Here is a 17,432-nt window from a genome sequence, read left to right as displayed (position 1 = left end):
TCGCCGTCCACCGCGGGGGCGGCGAGCCGTCGGCGGTGCTCATCCCGCCGGCGGCGATCCGCGCCGCATCGCCGTCGGGGCGGCCCCTGGAGCCGCCGGCCGCGACCGCCGGTCCGCGGCGCCCCCGGGCCTTGATGATTGCGGCCAGCGCGGGCACCGTCCTCATCGTCGCCGGCCTGGTCGCGGCGGCGATCGCGGCCGTGCCGCCCGCTGACGAGCGGGCCGCCACCGCGTCGTCCACGACGGGCGTGCCGAGTGCCGAGCCGTCGGCGACCGCGTCCGGTGCCACCGCCGCGGGCAATCCGGCGGGCGCCGGCACGACCACGGCCGGCGGCGGGCCGGGGGCCGGGGGTCCGACGGGCGGCGGCAACCAGCCCGGATCGCAGCCGACCGGGGACGAGCCGGAGCCGACCGCCGCGCCGACCACGCCGGAGGACGAGCCGCAGCCGCAGCCACGGATCCTGTCCTCCGCGGGCGGGAGGGTCCGCGCGACCTGCCGGCCCGGCAACCGCGCGCTGCTGCTGACGTGGGAGCCGGCCGAGACCTACCAGGTGGCGAAGGTCGAGCAAGGACCGGCCGTCCGGGCGAGGATCGCCTTCAAGAACGACGAGAACACGATCCGGATGACGATCACCTGCGCCGGCGGCGTGCCCTCGGCGGTCACGACGGAGGGCTGAGAGGTCGCCGGTACGGGTCGGTGACCGTCCGCCTGATCGCCACCGACGCCGCGCTCCCGCGCCTCACTGATCCAGGCGGATCCGGCTGATCCGGATCCCCTCGTTCTTGCTGGTCGGCGGCTTCCCGGCGACCTCCTGCGGCCGGCCACCCGCGTGGTGCAGCGCGATGACGGCGCCGTCGGCGTCCAGCACCGGCGCGCCCGAAGAGCCGGTCTGCGTGTCGGTCAGATATTGCACCAGCCGATCGTCGACGTAGGAGATGTGATTGCGGACGAAGCCGAGCCGCTTCCTGACCCCGTTCGGGTGTTGGATGATGTACGCCGGAGCGTGCAGCCTGGGCACGACGCCCGCATCCAGTGTCACGATCGGCCAGCCGACGTCCTCGGGCGTGCCGATGACGGCCCAGTCGTCGGTGGGGTCGCCGGTGATCGTGCCCGGATCGCACCGGACCGCGGTCGACGCCACCGGCCCGTCGTGCCCGTCGTCCTCGTAGCCGAACTCGGCGACGACCGAGGACGCCGTGACCCCGCCGGGGTGCAGCACGTGCCAGCACGTCAGGATGCTGCGCGGCCCGACGAGCAGGCCGGTGCCGAGCGTGCCACCCCCGCCGGGCAGCCCGACCTCCAGTTTGCACACCGACGGGGCCACCGCCAGGAGCCGTTGCAGGGTGCCGATCAGCGCCGGGACCTTCCCCATCGGCAGCAGCAGGCTGTCGTGGTAGAGCAGCGCCTCGTCGACGCTGACGGTGTCCGTCGCGGCAAGGAACCGCGGCGCCCCGTCCTGCCCGACCGGCTCGGCTTCGACCCGCGGCGGCCGGACGGCGAGCAGGTCGTCGATGAGCGGCCGGGCCGGGCTGCTGGCGGGCACGAGATCGCGGACCGTCTCGACCAGCACCCTGGTCAGCCCGAGCTTCGCGGCCGCCTCGAGCACGTCCGTCCAGACGTGGATCGGCGCCTGCTGAAGATCGATCGTCCACACGTCGATCCCGGCCCGCGCGGCGACGTCACCGGCCGCCTTCGGCGACGGGAACAGCTGCGTCAACGTCCGGTGCAGCGACCGCGCCACAGGCTCCGTCCACGGATACGGCCACGCCCCCAGCACTTCCGTCATCCCCGCCCCCCACCCGCGACGGGAAGCCCGGCCACGACGCTCAACAGCTCCTCAAGAGGATCCGGGCCGGTCAGATACAGCGCCGCCGCAGCGGTGCCCAGATTGCCCTCCTCGGCCAGTTCCTCGGCGAAGGCCGTTTGTGGGATTGCATCGAAGGCGCCACCGTTGAGCACCCCGAAATGCTCGACGATGTCGTCCAAGGCCACCGTGCCGCGTTCCTCGACGTATCTGAAGTCGTTGCCCCGCAGAGCGAACAGCGTCGCTACGACTGAGATCGCAAGCCTCGTCGGCGGGTCCTCCCGCAGCGCCCGAGCACAGACGCGACCAAGGGCAGTGCTGTCCGTCACCAACGCGAGCCTTCGCCAATGCAACAGCATCAGAGTCACACTCCACTCTGATGTCTGCCAGACGTCCACCCGCTTCGTCTGTGCCAACCATTCCCGCAGTGTGACCTGCTCTGCACTGGGATGGAGGCGCATAGCGATCGCGTCGGCGAACGGTTGCAGCTCACCGTCATTGAGGGGGATCGTCAATGGCTTTTGATCCCTGAAGATCCCGGTATTCCGCTGCGCTGCGGCGTCCAGCGCGGGAAGGACCACCCTGCCCTGCCGCAAGGAGTCGAGCCCGGCCCGGGCACCCGGATCGTCACGTGCCGAACGAAGCAGCGACAGCTCCATCGGCAGGTCGACGGCGAGGCGCACCCGGGCCGCCCACACCGCTAGCGTCATCAACTCCGGATCCTGGCTGTCCTGCCAGTCGGTATCGGACGCGACAGTTGCCAGCAGCGCGTCCACCGAAGCCCGTCTACCGATCTCACGGGCCATGAGGGCTGCGAGGATCGTGCGGTTCCTGCCGACCGGCCCGTCTGCCTTGGGGGCCGCCGCGAGCATCGAGCGAGCGGCCTCGATGTCGCCGGCGGCCCACCGCGACCAGGCGTCGTACAGCACGAGCGTGCTCTGCGGCCCCCGCTCCTCGTGCTCGGCCAGGATGTCCGGCACCAGGCGGACCAGCCCCCGGGACAGGACGTCGCGGATGCGGGCCGCCGCGTTGCGTTCCCACGCCGCGAGGTTGGCCGACGTGCCGGCCGGGCCGTTGAGCCGGTTGCTGAGCCAGGCCCGGGCCGCCGGCCGGAGGTCGTCGGCGGCGTGCTGCAGCAGCGGGGCCACCGCGTCCCGCCAGACCGCCGCCGCGCCGGCCACGTCGTCGAGGCGGAGCCGGTGGTACACCAGCTCGGCCACGGTGACGTCCGTCGGGGGCTGGCGGCTGTACCACTCCGCGGCGCGGGTGTCGATCTCGCGGACCCGGTCGGCGTTGTCGCGGGCGAGCAGCGCCAGCGTGGCGACCCGGACCTCTGGCCGCAGCCGCAGCACGTCAGGGCCGCTCTCCAGCAGCAGGTCCGGCACGTCCTGCCCGTCCGGCGTGACGAGCGCCAGTTCCTGCGCCAGCCGCCGGAACACCGCCGCGGCGTCCACGCCGGCCGGGCGGCTGTCGGGCAGCACGTCGGCGATGATGTCCGGGGTGACCCGGCGCAGGACCAGGGCGTCCCGGGCGATGGGTTGCAGGTCCGGGTCGACGACCCGGTCGAGGATCCGGCGGTAGAGGAAGCCCTCCACGAGGTGCTTCGGCAGGTCGTCGACGGAGCCGCCGTTGGCGATGAGACGCTGCGCCAGCTGCAGGACCAGCGGCACCCCGTGGGCAATCCTGAGTACCCGGGCGAGGACGTCGGCGTCGGTCACGTCGTGGCGGCGCAGCCATTCGGTCGCCACCGCGTCGTCGAGCCCCTCCAGCGCGATCCGCTCGGCCGGCCGGCCGCCGAGGGTGAGCGCGTGGACCGGGGCGCGCCCGACGATCAGCACCCGCAGCCGCGGCACGCGGGCGAGCACGAGGTCGACCAGCCGCCAGACCTCGCCGTGGCGCTCGGCGTGCTGGGCGATCTCGAACCCGTCGAGGACCAGCAGCGGCGGCGGCGCGCCCGCGGTCGTGCGGTGCAGTTCGGCCCCGAACACGCCGGCGCGTGGCCCGGCGCCGTCGACGCCCGGGTCGAGGTCCACGTCGACCTGGACCGACAGCTGCTCGGCGAGCGCGGTCAGCACCGAGCCGGCGTCGTCGGGGGCCAGGTCGGCGCGGTCGAAGTCGAGCCAGAGGAGCACCGGCTCGCCGGGCAGGTCACCGGCGAAGCGGGCGGCCAGGCACGACTTGCCGATGCCGCCGATGCCGGTCAGGGTCATCGGCGGCGGCTCGTCCTGGCCGTACCAGGTGGCGAGCGTGCGCAGCTCGGCCTGCCGGCCCCAGAAATGCGGGCGGGTCAGCGCGGCGAGCCGGCCCCGCAGCCGGCGGCGCTCCAGCAGCCGGTTCACCGTCGCGGCGGTCGGCAGGCCCGGCACGGTGCCGGCGAACCAGCGGACCGCCTGCAGCCACAGCGGCAGGGCCTCCTCGGTGAGCTCGTCGACGGCGAACGGCGGGCCGGCCAGGATCCGGTCCACGGCCTGCTGCCGGGGGTCGTCGACGGTGTCGGTGCCGCGGGCGGCCCGCAGCGTGTCGAGCGAGCCGGCGCCCGCCAGGATGCGCTGGCGGTCCGCGGCGCGCATCACCCAGCGGTCCGCGGCCGGGTCGTTGACCAGGGGCCGGACGGCGTCGCGGGCGTCGTCGGCGAGGTCGGCCGGGTCGATGCTCCACCGCACGGCGCACCACAGGAGCCCGCCGGTCGGCACCGCGGCGGTGCCGGCGGTCTCCAGGCGGGTGCGGAACGCGGCCCAGTCAACGAGGTGGTGATGCTCGACGATCTCGTTCCAGCCGGGCGCGTCCTGCAGGACCTCGAGCAGCCCGCCGACCGTGACGCCGGCGACGCGCTGCCCGGCCGGGTCGATGGTCATGCCGACGACGTCGCCCCGCATCGAGAACAGCGGCGCGCCGACCGAACCCGGTCCGATCTCGGCGTCGTGGACCAGCACCGGTGCCTCGGCGGCGTCCAGCCGGCCGAAGGAAACCTGGGGCTCCCACTTGCCCCTGGGCAAATGGACCAGGAACACCGGCTCACCGGGGACCAGCCCGCGGCCGGCCAGCGGCAACGACCGCCCCGGGATGGACCGGCGCAGCCGCAGCAGCGCGACGTCGCTCCAGGAGGGGAACGGCGCCGCGGGACTGTAGACGACGTCGGCGGGGGTGGTCTCCGTGCCGACCCGGCACAGGACCTGGACGCCGGCGCCACGGCGCGCACTCCGCGGGCCACGGTGCCCGACGAGGTCCTCGGTGGTCACGACCAGGTCGTCGGTGATCAGCCAGCCGGTGCCGGAGACCACGGATGCCTCGGTCTCGATGACGACCAGCACGACACCGTCCGCGGCGCGGTCGAGCGCGGCGGTGAGGTCGGCCACCGGCACGTAGTCGGGGCGCGGCGGCATCATGTCCATTCGGGCTCCCCGTCGGCCTCGAGGCTCGCCACCAGCAGGTCGTGCAGCTGCGGCAGGCGGCCGGTGCCGGCGGCGCGGGCGCCGTCCGGGCCGTCGACGGCGGCGAGGATGCCGGCCGCCACGTCCGCGACGGTCTCCTCGACCACGACCTTGCCGCGCTGGGCCGACCACGACGTCAGCAGCTCCACGACGTGCTCGACGGTGATGTCCGCGCGGGACGTGCGGTCCTCGGCCCACAGGTCGTTGCGCCAACGGCTCGGCACGGCGCCCTCCGGGTAGTCGATGAGCATCAGCCGGAACCAGTCCTTGTAGACGCCGCTCACCAGGTGCAGCGCGAACTGCTCGAAGAACGCGCGGATCTGCGGGTCCAGCAGTGGCGCGCCGTCCTCGGCGACGCCGAGGTCGTCAACGGCGATCCACAGGGCGCATCCGTTGCGCTCGGCGATCTCCCGCAGCTTGCCGCAGGCGGCCTTGTACCAACCGTGGTCGGTGGACTCGGGCGCCGGGATCTCGGCCGTCGCGCTGTACGCGCCGAAGAGCTCGACCAGGACGTCCTCGACGGTGGCGACGAGCCCGTCGCACAGGTACACGGACTTCGCGCCGGCGTCGCGGGCCGCGGACTCGAACAGGTGCCGGCCGTGACTCTTGCCGCTCTGCGCCTCGCCGCGCACGAGGAGCACCTTCAGCGGGTTGCTGGCCGGGGCGAGGCGGCGGATGTACCGGCGCAGCTGCGCCCGGTCCAGCATCACCAGGCCCGGCACGCTCGGCAGCACGGCCAGGTCGACGGCGGCACGGGACACGCGGACCGCGTCGAGCACCGCGAGCGCGTCCTTGTTCTGCCCGAAGTCGCCGTTGTCGAGCAGCTGCTGGTGCAGGGTCCGCAGGAGCCGGCGCTTGGCGCACTGCTCCAGCGCGGCGTGCCAGACGTGATCGGACGGGCCGCTGTCCAGGGGCGGCAGGTCGGCGGAGATCCGCTTGTACACGAGCTGGATGTCGGCGAACTTGTCGAACCGCCGGTACAGGAGCCGGTGGAAGGCCACGGCCTCGGTGCGGTGCCACGGGTAGCCGTCGGTGTCGAAGAACGGGTGGGTCATCGGGGCGGCGCCTTCGGGCACGCCGCGACCGGGACGATCTCCACGGCGTCGCGCAGCGGGCGGCCGCCGACAGTGAGCTGGCCGCCGGCCCAGGCCGGTGCGCCGCAGGCGGCGCCGTCGGGGAACCGCACCAGGACCTTCGCCGGGCCCGGCGCGGCGGTCGGGCACCACAGCACCAGCCCGGAGCCGGCCAGGACGAGCGCGCCGGTGGCGACCGCGAACCACCGGCCGGTCCGCAGCCGGGTCCGGGCCTCGCCGGCGAGCCGCGCCTCGCGGTTCATCAGGGCCTTGCCGTTGGGGAAGGTCAGGTCCTCCAGGCGCAGGCCGCCGGCGGCGCGGGCCAGGTGCACCACGGCCGTCACCGCGGTCACGGCGGCGAGGGTGGTGACGGCCTTCGCGACGACGTCGTAGGGTGCGGCGAGCTTGTCGATGGTGGTGAGCCCGCCGGCGAACGCGACGGTGCCGAACACGCCGAGCACCGCGGTCATCAGTGCCGACCACCGCCCGGCCGCCGACTGGACCGTCTTGAGCTGGTCGCGGCGCAGCTCGTCGAGGCGGGTCTCGTAGTAGGCGGCCTCGTCGGCGAAGGTCGTCATGTCAGGCTCCGGGCGCGGGGACGGTGATGTACAGGCCGTGGCCGGCGCCGCAGCCCCGGTGGCCGGCCCGGTGCTCGACCTCGCAGGCGCACGCCATCGCCAGCTCGATGAGCGTCACCGACTCGAACGCCGCGTCGGACACGACGACGCCGCTGACGAGCTTCGAGGTGTGATCGCCGCAGCGGGGGCAGTCGCCGTGCAGGTCCCAGCGGGTGAAGTCGTCCCGGCGCTCCCACCGCAGCCGCGGCCGGGCCGGATCGGACTCCGTCATCGCCTCGCGGACCTGCTCCTGCCACCGCTCCAGGGACGGCAGAGGGCCGAGGGCGCCGCTGGTCATCGTTCCGCCTCTCCATCGCCGACCTTCCATACCGTAGGCGCCCGGTCACGTCCCGCCAACAGCGGCGTGCCGGTTCGGACCGGTCGGCGTAACCGGCGTCGGCCGTACCGACGACCTGACGGACATCATCGGTCGGTTGTGCGCAACGACCGCAGTGGATAGGGCGGCGGGGCGTCAGCGGCGCCGGGACGAGCGCAGCAGCGGCCGGCCGACGCCGAAGATGAGCAGCAACGCCAGCAGGAGCGACCCGCCGCCGACGGCCGCGGCGCGGATCGCGGGCGCGCCCAGGCCGTCCGGGGCGCGCGGCGTCGCGGCGGCAGAGAGCGGGGTCGAGGGCCGGGCCGCGGACGGCGACGGGATCGGGCCGAGCGGGTCGGCGGTCACCGGCGGCACGGTCGCGGTCAGCGCCGCGTAGGGGTCGATCAGGCCGGCGCCGAACGCGTCGTCGCGGCCCGCGGTGCCCTTGTCCCGGGCGGTGGCGAAGAGCCGGTTGAGGACGTTCGCGGCGTCCAGCGCCGGGTACTTCGACCAGATCAGCGCCAGCACGCCGGAGACGATCGCGGCGGCACCGCTCGTACCGGAGCCGACCGCGAAACCCGAGGGGTAGCGGGACTTCGGGGCGGCGCCGATGATGTCCTGCGCCGGGGCGGCGATGTCGACCGTCGGGTCGGCGATGGAGCCGTCCCACAGGCCCCCGGCGCGGGTGGTGCCGGCGACCGTGACGACACCCGGGTAGCGGGCCGGCAGCGGCACGTGGTTGTCGCCCTGCGGGCGGTTGCCGCCGGCGGCGACGAGGATGGCGCCCTTGGCACGGGCGTACGCGATGGCGTCGGCCTCCGGCTGCTTCAGCTCGTCGTCGGCGAGAGTGAACGACATGTTGATGATCTTCGCGCCGTGGTCGGCGGCGTAGCGGATCGGCTCGGCCAGGGTGCCTTCCGGGGTTTTCAGGGTCCGGTTGCCGATCGGGATCGCGACCGGGAGGAGCTTGGCCTTCGGGGCGATGCCGAGCACGTGGTTGGGACCGTCTCCGCCGCGGCCGGCGAGGACCGTCGCCATCTGGGTGCCGTGCCCGTCGGGGTCGTCCCAGCCCTTCTCGCTGGTGACACCGTTGGTGCCGGCGCCGGGCAGCAGCGCGCCGGCCAGGTCGGGCTGGGCGCCGTCGACGCCGGTGTCGATGACCGCGACCACGACGCCGTCACCCTTGGCGACCTGCTGGGCCTTCGCGATGCCGAGCGCGCCGAGCCACCACTGCTGCTCGCGGACGGTCTCGGCGTGGGCCGGCGCCGGGGCGAGGGTCGCCGTGGCGCCGCCGAGCAGCACGGCTGCCACCAGCGACGCCACGGCACTGCGCGTTGTCACGCCGCGACGGTACAGGCCACGCCGTCAGGCTGCGAGCGGGGACGGCGACTCCGCGCCGGGTATCAGCAGCTGAGGTGCGCCCGTGCCGTCCGCCGGGACCGTCCACACGTCGGGCCGGCCGTCGTCCTGCCGCAGCGTGTACGCGAGCGTCGCGGCGTCGAGCCAGGCCGCCTGGTCGTCGACGCTCGCGTGTTCGGCGGTCTGGGTCACGCGCATGCTCGCGACGTCGAGGACCGACAGCCGCCAGCCCTTCATCGGGTCCGCGTCGATCGCTTGTTTGAACGCGATCCGGGTGCCGTCCGGCGACAGCGACGGGCACTCGACGTTGTCCTTCAGGGTCTCGACGGTGCGCGCGGCGAGGTCGCCGCGGACGAGGTACCGGCGGCCGGCCGTCGACATCGTCGCGTAGAACCGGTTGTCGTCGGCGGCGAAGGTGACGCCCCAGAAGTTGACGTCGACGTTGCGGTACGGCTTGCCGTCGCGGATGACCGTGAACTCCTCGAGCGTGTTGACGGTGGTTCCCGTGCGGGTGTCGAGGATGCCGGTGCGGGTGGAGAATCCGCTGCTGGTGTAGGAGTCCCCGCCGACGAACACGGTCCACGCGACGAACCGCCCCGACGGTGACACCCGCGCCCGGTTGGGCAGGCCGGGGACGGCGAACGTCTGGTGGGGCCGCAGGTCCGCGTCGAGCACCACGACCTGGTAGGTCCAGGCGGTGTCCGGGCGCAGGCAGATCCCGGTGCCGGCGGCGGCATACACCCGCAGGCACTCCACTGTGGACACGGTACGCGGCCCGCCCGGGTCGCTCGCGGACACGGACGCGAGGTGCCGGTCGGTGATCGTCAGCAACCGTGGCCCCGGGGTCAGGGTCACGGTGCCTCCGGTGGCGCTGCCCTTGGCGGCCGGCGGCGCGGCGCGATCCGCCGCGAGGGCGGTGTAGCCGGCCGCTACGCCGGCGAGCAGGACGACGGCGACGCCGAGCACCCCGAACCGTACGCCGTTCGACATGGGTCTCATCGCACCGAACCTCGTTTCCGCAACAGCATCAGGGTCGCCACCACGACCGTCCCCACGACGGCCGCCGCGACCCGGCTGGCCGACTCCGGTCCCCACGCCTGCCACGCCAGTCCGAAGAGGACGGACGACAGCAGGTACGCCAGCGCCTGTCCCGTCTGGATCAGCGCGATCCCGGTGGTGCGCAACCGGGCCGGCAGCACCGGCCCGGCGAACGCGACGAGCACCCCGTCCGTGGCGGCGTAGAACAGCCCGTGCAGGGCGAGGGTCAGCACCAGCAGCGGCCAGCCGCCGAGCGGGCCGAACAGCAGCGCGTACGCCACTCCCAGGGCGAGGTAGCCGCCGAGGATCACCGGCAGCCGCCCGATCCGGTCGGCGAGCAGGCCCAGCGGCGTGGCCAGCAGCAGGTACGCCAGGCTGGTGCCGACGGCCAGGAGCGGGAACCACACGAGGCTCAGGTCTTCGCGGCGCTGGAGCATGAGGTACACGAAACCGTCGCCGATCGTGGCGAGGCCGAGCAGGCAGGCGGCCGCCAGCAGCCGCCGGACCGGCGCGGCGCGCAGCAGCCCGACCGCCTCCGCGGCCGTGACCTTCGGCGCCTCGGCCGTCTCAGCCGCCTTGGCTGTCCCGGCCGCCGCCTTGACCGTCTCAGCGGTCTTGGCCAGATCGGTCGGCTCGCTGTCCGGTCGTTCGCGGACGAACAGCACCAGCACCACGACGGCGAGCGCGGCGACGCAGAAGCTGGTGACGAAGACGGCGTCGTAGGACTCCCCCGCCGCGGCGAGGACGGCGAGCGCGACGAGCGGCCCGAGGAACGCGCCGATGCCGTCCATCGTGCGGTGCACGCCGAACGCCCGGCCGAGCGCCTCCGGCGGGCTCGAGGCGGTGATCAGCGCGTCGCGGGGCGCGGTCCGCACGCCCTTGCCGAGCCGGTCGACGGCGATGACGGCACCGATCGCGGTCATCGACCGGCCCGCCAGCAGCAGGCCGAGCTTGGCGACGGCGGACAGGGCGTACCCGATCCCGGCGACCAGCTTGCGGGAGCGGATCCGGTCGGCGACGAACCCGCCGACGAGCCGCAGCAGCGCGGTCGCGCCCGTGTAGGTGCCGTCGATGACGCCGTACGCGAGCGGGCTGACGTGCAGGCCGAGCACCAGGTACAGCGGCAGCACCGCGGTGACCATCTCGGCGGACACGTCGGTGATCAGGCTGACCGCGCCGAGCGCGATGACGTTGCCGCTGACGACGGCTCCGCGGCGCCGGCTCACGGCGGATCCCGCGGTCGTCGGCTTCGACACGGTCGACAGGTACACCCGGCGCTTTCCTCTCTGCTGGTGGCGGCCCGCCATCGTCCGCCGCGGGCGGATCCCCGGGCAACGGACCATGTGCGGCGGGCGGGCGTGCAGTTCGTGAACAGCGCCTTACATCGAATGATTTCGCTGCGTGTTCACTCGGCGGCACCGCACCGGTCCATCGATGCCCCTATGTTCCTTGCGCTTCTGCACACGCCCAGAGAAGGGTTTCTGGATGGGCATCCGCCTCACCCGCCCCCCGGTGACGATGGCGACGGTCGCGGCGCTGGTCGCCGCCACCGCCACCGTCGTCGTGGCCTCCGCGTCCCCGGCGTCGGCCGCCACGGCCACGTTCACGCCGGTCGCCGACACGTACGTCCAGAGCGACGCCACGTCCACCAACTACGGCACGACGACGCAGATCGTCGTGGACAACTCGCCGGTGCGCCGCATGTTCCTACGGTTCACGGTGTCCGGCGTCAGCGGCACGGTCACCGCCGCCAAGCTGCGCCTGCGCACCATCAGCGGCAACGACGGCAGCGCCAACGGCGGCACGTTCAAGGCCATGAGCAACACCTCATGGTCGGAGACGGGCACCACGTGGAGCAACCAGCCCGCCATCGACGGCGCGACCCTGGGCACCCTCGGCTCGGTCAGCCGCGACGGCTGGTACGAGATCGACGTCAAGGCCCTCGTGACCGGCAACGGCACGTTCAGCATCGGCGCGAGCTCCAGCAACACCGACGGCGCCTACTACGACTCGCGGGAGAGCGGCGCCGACGCCCCGCAGCTCGTGCTCACCACCGGCACCACCACCCCGCCGTCGGGTGACCCCGTCTTCGTCGGCGCGGGCGACATCGCCAACTCCGGCTCGGGCGACAGCGCCACCGCGGCGCTGATCGACAACATCCCCGGCACCGTCTACACGCTCGGCGACAACGTGTACGACAGCGGCACCGCCAGCGAGTTCAACTCCTACTACGCGCCGACGTGGGGCCGGTTCAAGGACCGGACCCGGCCCAGCCCCGGCAACCACGACTACGTGACGTCGGGCGCTTCGGCGTACTACAGCTACTTCGGCTCGGTCGCCGGCCCGTCGGGTCGCGGGTACTACTCCTTCGACCTCGGCAACTGGCACATCGTGTCGCTGAACTCGAACATCAGCATGTCCGCCGGTTCGACGCAGGAGCAGTGGCTGCGCACCGACCTGGCGGCCAGCACGAAGCCGTGCACCCTCGCCTACTGGCACCACCCGCTGTTCACCTCCAGCTCCAACCACGCGCCGTCGACGTCGACCCGCCCGCTCTACCAGGCGCTGTACGACTACAACGCCGACGTCGTGCTGTGGGGCCACAACCACGTCTACGAGCGCTTCGGCCCGATGAACCCCAGCGGCGGCCTGGACACCGCCCGCGGGCTGCGCACCTGGGTCGCCGGCATGGGCGGCGCCAGCCACTACGCCTTCGGCACCATCCAGCCCAACAGCGAGGCCCGCAACAGCTCCGCGTACGGCGTCCTGAAGTTCACCCTGCACAGCAACAGCTACGACTGGCAGTTCGTGCCGGTCGCCGGCCAGTCCTACAGCGACACCGGCACCGGCTCCTGCCACTGACCACCCGGCACACCCACGACCCGCGCCGAACCCTCGGCGCGGGTCACCCGGCCCGTCCCGCGACAAGGGCAGGCACCGCCGCAGCGTCCCACCCGGCACATGACGACCGGCGAAGAGGTCTGGCCGCCCGGCACTGCCGCCGGCAGCGCCGCGGAAAATACGGTGCAGCGCATGGATCTCACATGGTTGCAACGGTTCGGCGCCGTCAGCGGCGTCCTGCTCGCACTGTCGATCGGTGTGCCGGGCGCGATCGAGGCGTTCACCGGCGAGACGTCGGCGACGAGCTTCGTCCTCGGGCTCGGGGTGGCGTTCTCCGCGCCCGCGGTCACCGCACTCTACCTGCATCACCGGGCCACCGCCGGGCGGTTCGGCGCGGTCGCGTACGCCGCGAACCTGCTCGGGCTCGGGCTGTTCACCGGGGTCGCGTTCGCGTTGAACATGGTGCTGTTCTACCTTGACGAGTCCACTGTGGACACGCTGCGGGCCGGGCCGACGGGGACGGCGTTACAGGTCAGCGCCGTGGTGTTCCTCGCCGGGACGATCCTGTTCAGCGTGTCGATGGTGCGCTCCGGCGGCTTTCCGAGACTGCCCGCGGTGGGGTACGGCGTGACGCTGCCCCTCCTGGCGGTCCTCGCGCCGCTGCCGGACAGCCCGCTCACCAGCGGCGTGCACGTCCTGGCGGCGGTGTCGGTCGCGTGGCTGGCGCTGTCGGTGCTGCCCGCCCGCGTCCCGGTCCCTGCGTAACCTGGTGGGCATGGGTCCGCCGCGTCCGGTGTCGTGGCTGCCGTACGTGATGTACGGCGCCGTCCTCGTCGCCGGCCTGCACGACCAGGCCCGCGGGTCCGGCGGCCTGCCACAGGCCGCCGGGCTCGTCGCCGCGATCGGGGTGCTCGCCGCCCTGGAGCCGCTGGAGCGGCGGGTCACCGCGCCGCCGATAGCGTTCCTGGCCGCGCGGACGGCGCTGTTCGTGCTGGTCGCGGCGCTGGACGGGTCGGGGCTGTCGAACCTGCTGTTCCTGCTGGTGCCGTTCACCGCGTACTTCGCCTACGGCCGGCGGGTGGCGGTCACGCTCGCGGCGGCCGGGGTGGCGGTGCCCGCCGGCCTGGCGACCGTCGCGGATCCGCACTGGTTCAGCAGCGGCGAGCGCGTCACCGACGTGCTGATGCTGGGCGTCGGCATGGCCCTGGCGGTCGCGATGGCGTCCGCCGCGGTCGGCGAGTCCGAGTCCCGGGCCCGGCTGCGGCTGGCCCTCGCCGACGTCGCGGAGCTGTCCGCGGCGGCGGAGCGCGGCCGGGTCGCCCGGGACATCCACGACAGCCTCGGGCACCACCTGACCGCGGTCAGCATCCAGCTGGAGAAGGCGACCGCGTTCCGGGACCTCGACCCGGCCGCGGCGCAGCAGGCGGTGCGCGACGCGCGGGCGTCGGCGACCCGCGCCCTCGACGAGGTGCGCGGCGCCGTGCGGGCCCTCGCCGCGCCGTTCTCGCTCGCCGCCGCGCTCGCCGAGCTGGCCAGCGACGGCGGCGGCGGGCAGTGCGCCGTCGACGTGGAGGTGCACGGCGACGAGCGGGAGCTGCCCGTGGCGGCGCGGGTGGCGTTGTTCCGGGCGGCGCAGGAAGGGGTCACGAACGCCCGCCGGCACGCCGGCGCCGGCCGGGTCACGATCCGCGCGACGTTCGGCGGTGCCGCCGCGCGGCTGGTCGTCGCCGACGACGGGCACGGGTTCGCCGACGGCGCCGCCGACGGGTTCGGGCTGCGGGGCATGCGGGAGCGGGTCGCCGCGGTCGGCGGCAGCCTCGACGTGACCGGGCGGCAGGGGGTCACCCTGACCGTGACGGTGCCGGCCGCATGACGAGCGTGAAGGTCCTGGTGGTGGATGACCAGCAGCTGGTCCGCGACGGCATCGCGTCGCTGCTGGGCATCCAGCCGGGGATCGAGGTCGTCGGCATCGCCGCGGACGGCGCGGAGGCGGTCGCGAAGGCCCTGGCATCGGCGCCGGATGTGGTGCTGATGGACGTCCGCATGCCCGGCATGGACGGCGTCGAGGCGACCCGGGAGCTGCGCCGGGAGCTGCCGGCGTGCCGGGTGGTGATGCTGACGACGTTCGACGACGACGAGTACGTGACCCAGGCGCTGCGGGCCGGCGCCAGCGGCTACCTGCTCAAGGACCTCGGCGCGGTCGACCTCGCCGCCGCGGTCCGCCTCACCCACGCCGGGGTGGCCCCGCTGGCCGCCGGGATCGCGGCGCGGCTCGCCGCGGCACCGAAGGACCACGGCGGCGGGGCGCTGACCGCCCGGGAGGTGGAGATCCTGCGGCTGGTCGCGAAGGGCGCGACGAACCGCGAGATCGGCCTGGCGTTGTTCGTCAGCGAGGGCACCGTGAAGAACCACGTGTCGCGGATGCTGAGCCGGCTCGGCCTGCGCGACCGCACCCAGGCCGCCATCTACGCCCGCGAGCACGGCCTGCTCAGCGACTGACCGGTACACCTCGGACGTAGACGGCACGGATGCGGTGCAGCGCGGACGGATCCTGCAGCGGGTCGCCGTCGACGGCGAGAATGTCGGCGTCGAACCCGGCGGCGACGCGCCCCTTGCGCTCGCCCAGCCCGCACGCCGCCGCGGCCACGGACGTGGCGGCCCGCAGCGCGCCGGCCGGGGTCATGCCGACCTGGGCGAGGTGGGCGACCGCCCACCGCAGCGCGTCGTGCGGCTTGATCAGGCCGATGCCGGCGTCGGTGCCGGCGATCATCAGGGCCCCGGCGTCGTGCATCCGGCGCAGCCCCGCGAGCATCAGCGGCATCCGGGACAGCACGGCCGGCGGCGGGGCCATCCCGGGCACCGGCTTGACGCCCAGGGTCATGCCGACGACGACCCGCCGCGACACGATCGCCGCGAGCACCGCGTCGGGGATGGCGTCGACGCTGTCGGCGTTCATGAACGAGACATGCTCGAGGCCGTCGACGCCGGCGGCAAGGGCGTCGACGATGGCCTGGGTGCCGTGCGCGTGCGCGGTGACCGGCAGGCCCAGGCGGTGCGCCTCGTCGACGGCGGCGCGCAGCTCGCCGGGGCCGAACTGGGACACCTCCGGCAGGCTGCCCGGGGTGAGGTTCCCGCCGCTCGCCATGATCTTGATGATGTCGGCGCCGCGGTCGGCGCGTTCCCGCACGGCGGCGCGGATCCCGTCGTCGCCGGTGACGGCGGCGCCGCCGAGGTAGTGGCAGTGCCCGCCGGGCGACGTGATCGGCGGTCCGGAGGCGACGATCGTCGGCAGCGACGGGTCCCCGGCCGCGGCGGCACGCAGCCCCAGGGACAGGTAGCCGCGGTCGCCGAGGTCCCGCACCGTGGTCACCCCGCCCCGGGCGGCGTGCCGGGCGGCGGCGGTCATCGCGGTGAGGGCCTCGGCGTCGTCGCGGGCCGCGAGGTTGCCGACCGGGTCGGCGGACGCGTCGAACGCCAGGTGGACGTGGGCGTCGACGAGCCCGGGCAGGATGGTGGCGGCGCCGAGGTCGACGACGGTCGCGCCGTCGGGGACGCTCAGCGCGGTCCCGACGGCGGTGATCGTGCCGCCGTCCAGGATCACGGTCGGGTCGGGCATCAGGGTGTCGGCGGTGCCGTCGAACAGCCACGCCGCGCGCAGAACGGTGGTCACGGCACCGAGCATGCACCCGGCGGGCGCACCGAAGCCTCAGTGGAAATACTGAACCGCTCAGACGGTGGCGGCCCGGGCCAGCAGGGCGCGGCGCTCGTCGTCGCTGAACGCGGCCGCCGCGGCCAGCCGGAACAGCTCGGCGGCGCGGTCGCGGTCGCCGAGCCGGGCGGTCAGGTCGGCCTCGACGGCGAGCACGTGCGGGTAGCCGTCGAGGGCGCCGCCGGCGCGGGCCGCGGCGAGCAGCGCCAGCCCGGCCCGGGGCCCGGACGCGTAGCCGTGCGCAACGGCCCGGTTCAGCTCGATCACCGGCGAGGGCTGCGCGGCGGCGAGCCGGTCGTAGCAGCCGGCGATCCGGGGCCAATCGGTGTCCTGCGCCGACGGGGCGGTGGCGTGGCACGCCGCGATGTGCGCCTGCAGCGCATACGGGCCGCCGTCCGGCGTGACCCCGGCGAGGATCGCGACGCCTTCGGCGATGGCGGCGTGGTCCCAGCGGGAGCGATCCTGCCGGTCGAGGGTGAGCAGGTCGCCGGCGGCGTCGCGGCGGGCGTCGCGGCGCGAGTGCTGGAACAGGAACAGCGCCAGCAGTTCCGGCACCTCCGGCTGGTCCGGCATGAGCCGACCGAGCAGGCGCGCGAGGCGGATCGCCTCGTCGGCGAACGCGGGCTCCCCGTCGGCGTTGTAGCCCTGCGTGAACAGCAGGTACAGCACGGCGAGGACCCCGGGGAGGCGTTCGGTGAGTGCCCGGCCGGCCGGCACCCGATACGGGATCCCGGCCGTCGCGATCTTCGTCTTGGCCCTGGTGAGCCGCCGGGTCATCGCCGACTCGGTGACCAGGAACGCCCTGGCGATGTCGCCGGTCGGCACCGCGCAGATGGTGCGCAGCGTCAACGCCACCCGCGCCTCCAGCGGCAGCGCCGGGTGACAGCAGGTGAAGATGAGTCGCAGCCGGTCGTCCAACCCGTCCGGCACCTCGGCCGGCTCGGCCGCGGTCAGCTCCAGCACCGCGAGGTCGCGCAGCTTGCGCTTCTCGACCGTCGCCCGGCGCAGCACGTCGATGGCGCGGTTGCGGGCGACCGTCATCAGCCACCCGCCGGCGTTGCCGGGCACGCCGTCGCGGGGCCACCGTTCCAGGGCGGCGGCGAGGGCGTCCTGGGCGCAGTCCTCGGCGAGGGTCCAGTCGCCGGTGACGCGGATCAGCGAGCGGGAAGCCGATGATCGCCAGCCAGCCCAGGCCGAACGTGACCCAGGTGATCTTCATGTATTTCCACAGCCCGCCGAAGCG

14 protein-coding genes and 1 pseudogene are annotated in these 17,432 nt (G+C 74.1%); 5 read left to right on the top strand and 10 right to left on the bottom strand.

All coding sequences use genetic code 11. The features are described 5' to 3' along the window. A pseudogene (locus AB0K00_RS30580) lies at positions 1-677 on the top strand (hypothetical protein); the annotation flags it as partial. Positions 678-740: 63 nt separating this feature from the next. Here AB0K00_RS30580 and AB0K00_RS30575 read toward each other — a convergent pair. The 8 genes from AB0K00_RS30575 to AB0K00_RS30540 form a co-directional block, all read right to left on the bottom strand. After that, on the bottom strand, positions 741-1,787 hold the full coding sequence (locus AB0K00_RS30575; protein WP_363527100.1) for a trypsin-like peptidase domain-containing protein: 1,047 nt from the start codon (positions 1,785-1,787) through the stop codon (positions 741-743). Next, positions 1,784-5,197, bottom strand: a complete 3,414-nt coding sequence (locus AB0K00_RS30570) for a trypsin-like peptidase domain-containing protein (RefSeq protein WP_363527097.1) — start codon at positions 5,195-5,197, stop codon at positions 1,784-1,786. The genes AB0K00_RS30575 and AB0K00_RS30570 overlap by 4 nt, the downstream gene beginning before the upstream one ends. Continuing rightward, positions 5,188-6,291: a hypothetical protein gene (locus AB0K00_RS30565; protein ID WP_363527094.1), complete on the bottom strand. Its 1,104-nt coding sequence runs from the start codon at positions 6,289-6,291 to the stop codon at positions 5,188-5,190. Before AB0K00_RS30565 ends, AB0K00_RS30570 begins: the two co-directional genes overlap by 10 nt. Continuing rightward, positions 6,288-6,887: a hypothetical protein gene (locus AB0K00_RS30560; protein ID WP_363527091.1), complete on the bottom strand. Its 600-nt coding sequence runs from the start codon at positions 6,885-6,887 to the stop codon at positions 6,288-6,290. The genes AB0K00_RS30565 and AB0K00_RS30560 overlap by 4 nt, the downstream gene beginning before the upstream one ends. Before the next feature lies 1 nt (position 6,888). Further along, entirely contained in the window at positions 6,889-7,224 is a 336-nt protein-coding gene (locus tag AB0K00_RS30555) for a hypothetical protein (RefSeq protein ID WP_363527088.1), read from the bottom strand. Between the two features lie 174 nt (positions 7,225-7,398). Further along, positions 7,399-8,583, bottom strand: a complete 1,185-nt coding sequence (locus AB0K00_RS30550) for a S8 family serine peptidase (protein ID WP_363527085.1) — start codon at positions 8,581-8,583, stop codon at positions 7,399-7,401. A 24-nt stretch (positions 8,584-8,607) separates the two neighbouring features. After that, the gene (locus AB0K00_RS30545; RefSeq protein WP_363527082.1) at positions 8,608-9,600 is read right to left on the bottom strand and encodes a hypothetical protein; all 993 of its coding nucleotides are present in this window, start codon (positions 9,598-9,600) and stop codon (positions 8,608-8,610) included. After that, positions 9,597-10,910 carry an MFS transporter gene (locus AB0K00_RS30540; protein WP_363527079.1) on the bottom strand — a complete coding sequence of 438 codons (1,314 nt, stop codon included), beginning with the start codon at positions 10,908-10,910 and terminating at the stop codon, positions 9,597-9,599. The genes AB0K00_RS30545 and AB0K00_RS30540 overlap by 4 nt, the downstream gene beginning before the upstream one ends. 214 nt (positions 10,911-11,124) lie before the next feature. On the opposite strand from AB0K00_RS30540, the gene AB0K00_RS30535 reads away from it, so the two are divergent. From AB0K00_RS30535 to AB0K00_RS30520, 4 genes are all read left to right on the top strand, one after another. Next, positions 11,125-12,501 carry a DNRLRE domain-containing protein gene (locus AB0K00_RS30535; RefSeq protein WP_363527076.1) on the top strand — a complete coding sequence of 459 codons (1,377 nt, stop codon included), beginning with the start codon at positions 11,125-11,127 and terminating at the stop codon, positions 12,499-12,501. A gap of 171 nt (positions 12,502-12,672) precedes the next feature. Beyond that, positions 12,673-13,245, top strand: a complete 573-nt coding sequence (locus AB0K00_RS30530) for a hypothetical protein (RefSeq protein ID WP_363527073.1) — start codon at positions 12,673-12,675, stop codon at positions 13,243-13,245. A 10-nt stretch (positions 13,246-13,255) separates the two neighbouring features. Further along, positions 13,256-14,353 carry a sensor histidine kinase gene (locus tag AB0K00_RS30525; protein ID WP_363527070.1) on the top strand — a complete coding sequence of 366 codons (1,098 nt, stop codon included), beginning with the start codon at positions 13,256-13,258 and terminating at the stop codon, positions 14,351-14,353. Further along, positions 14,350-14,979: a response regulator transcription factor gene (locus AB0K00_RS30520; protein ID WP_363527067.1), complete on the top strand. Its 630-nt coding sequence runs from the start codon at positions 14,350-14,352 to the stop codon at positions 14,977-14,979. The genes AB0K00_RS30525 and AB0K00_RS30520 overlap by 4 nt, the downstream gene beginning before the upstream one ends. Here AB0K00_RS30520 and AB0K00_RS30515 read toward each other — a convergent pair. After that, positions 14,969-16,150: an amidohydrolase family protein gene (locus AB0K00_RS30515; protein WP_363527064.1), complete on the bottom strand. Its 1,182-nt coding sequence runs from the start codon at positions 16,148-16,150 to the stop codon at positions 14,969-14,971. The genes AB0K00_RS30520 and AB0K00_RS30515 overlap by 11 nt on opposite strands. 57 nt (positions 16,151-16,207) lie before the next feature. Then, positions 16,208-17,344: a DUF6596 domain-containing protein gene (locus tag AB0K00_RS30510; RefSeq protein WP_363527112.1), complete on the bottom strand. Its 1,137-nt coding sequence runs from the start codon at positions 17,342-17,344 to the stop codon at positions 16,208-16,210. Positions 17,345-17,432 lie beyond the last annotated feature (88 nt).

It is taken from the genome of Dactylosporangium sp. NPDC049525, from assembly GCF_040676755.1.
GTDB lineage: Bacteria > Actinomycetota > Actinomycetes > Mycobacteriales > Micromonosporaceae > Dactylosporangium.
Note: the sequence above shows the minus strand (reverse complement) of the source record. Positions and strands in the feature narration are given on the sequence as shown.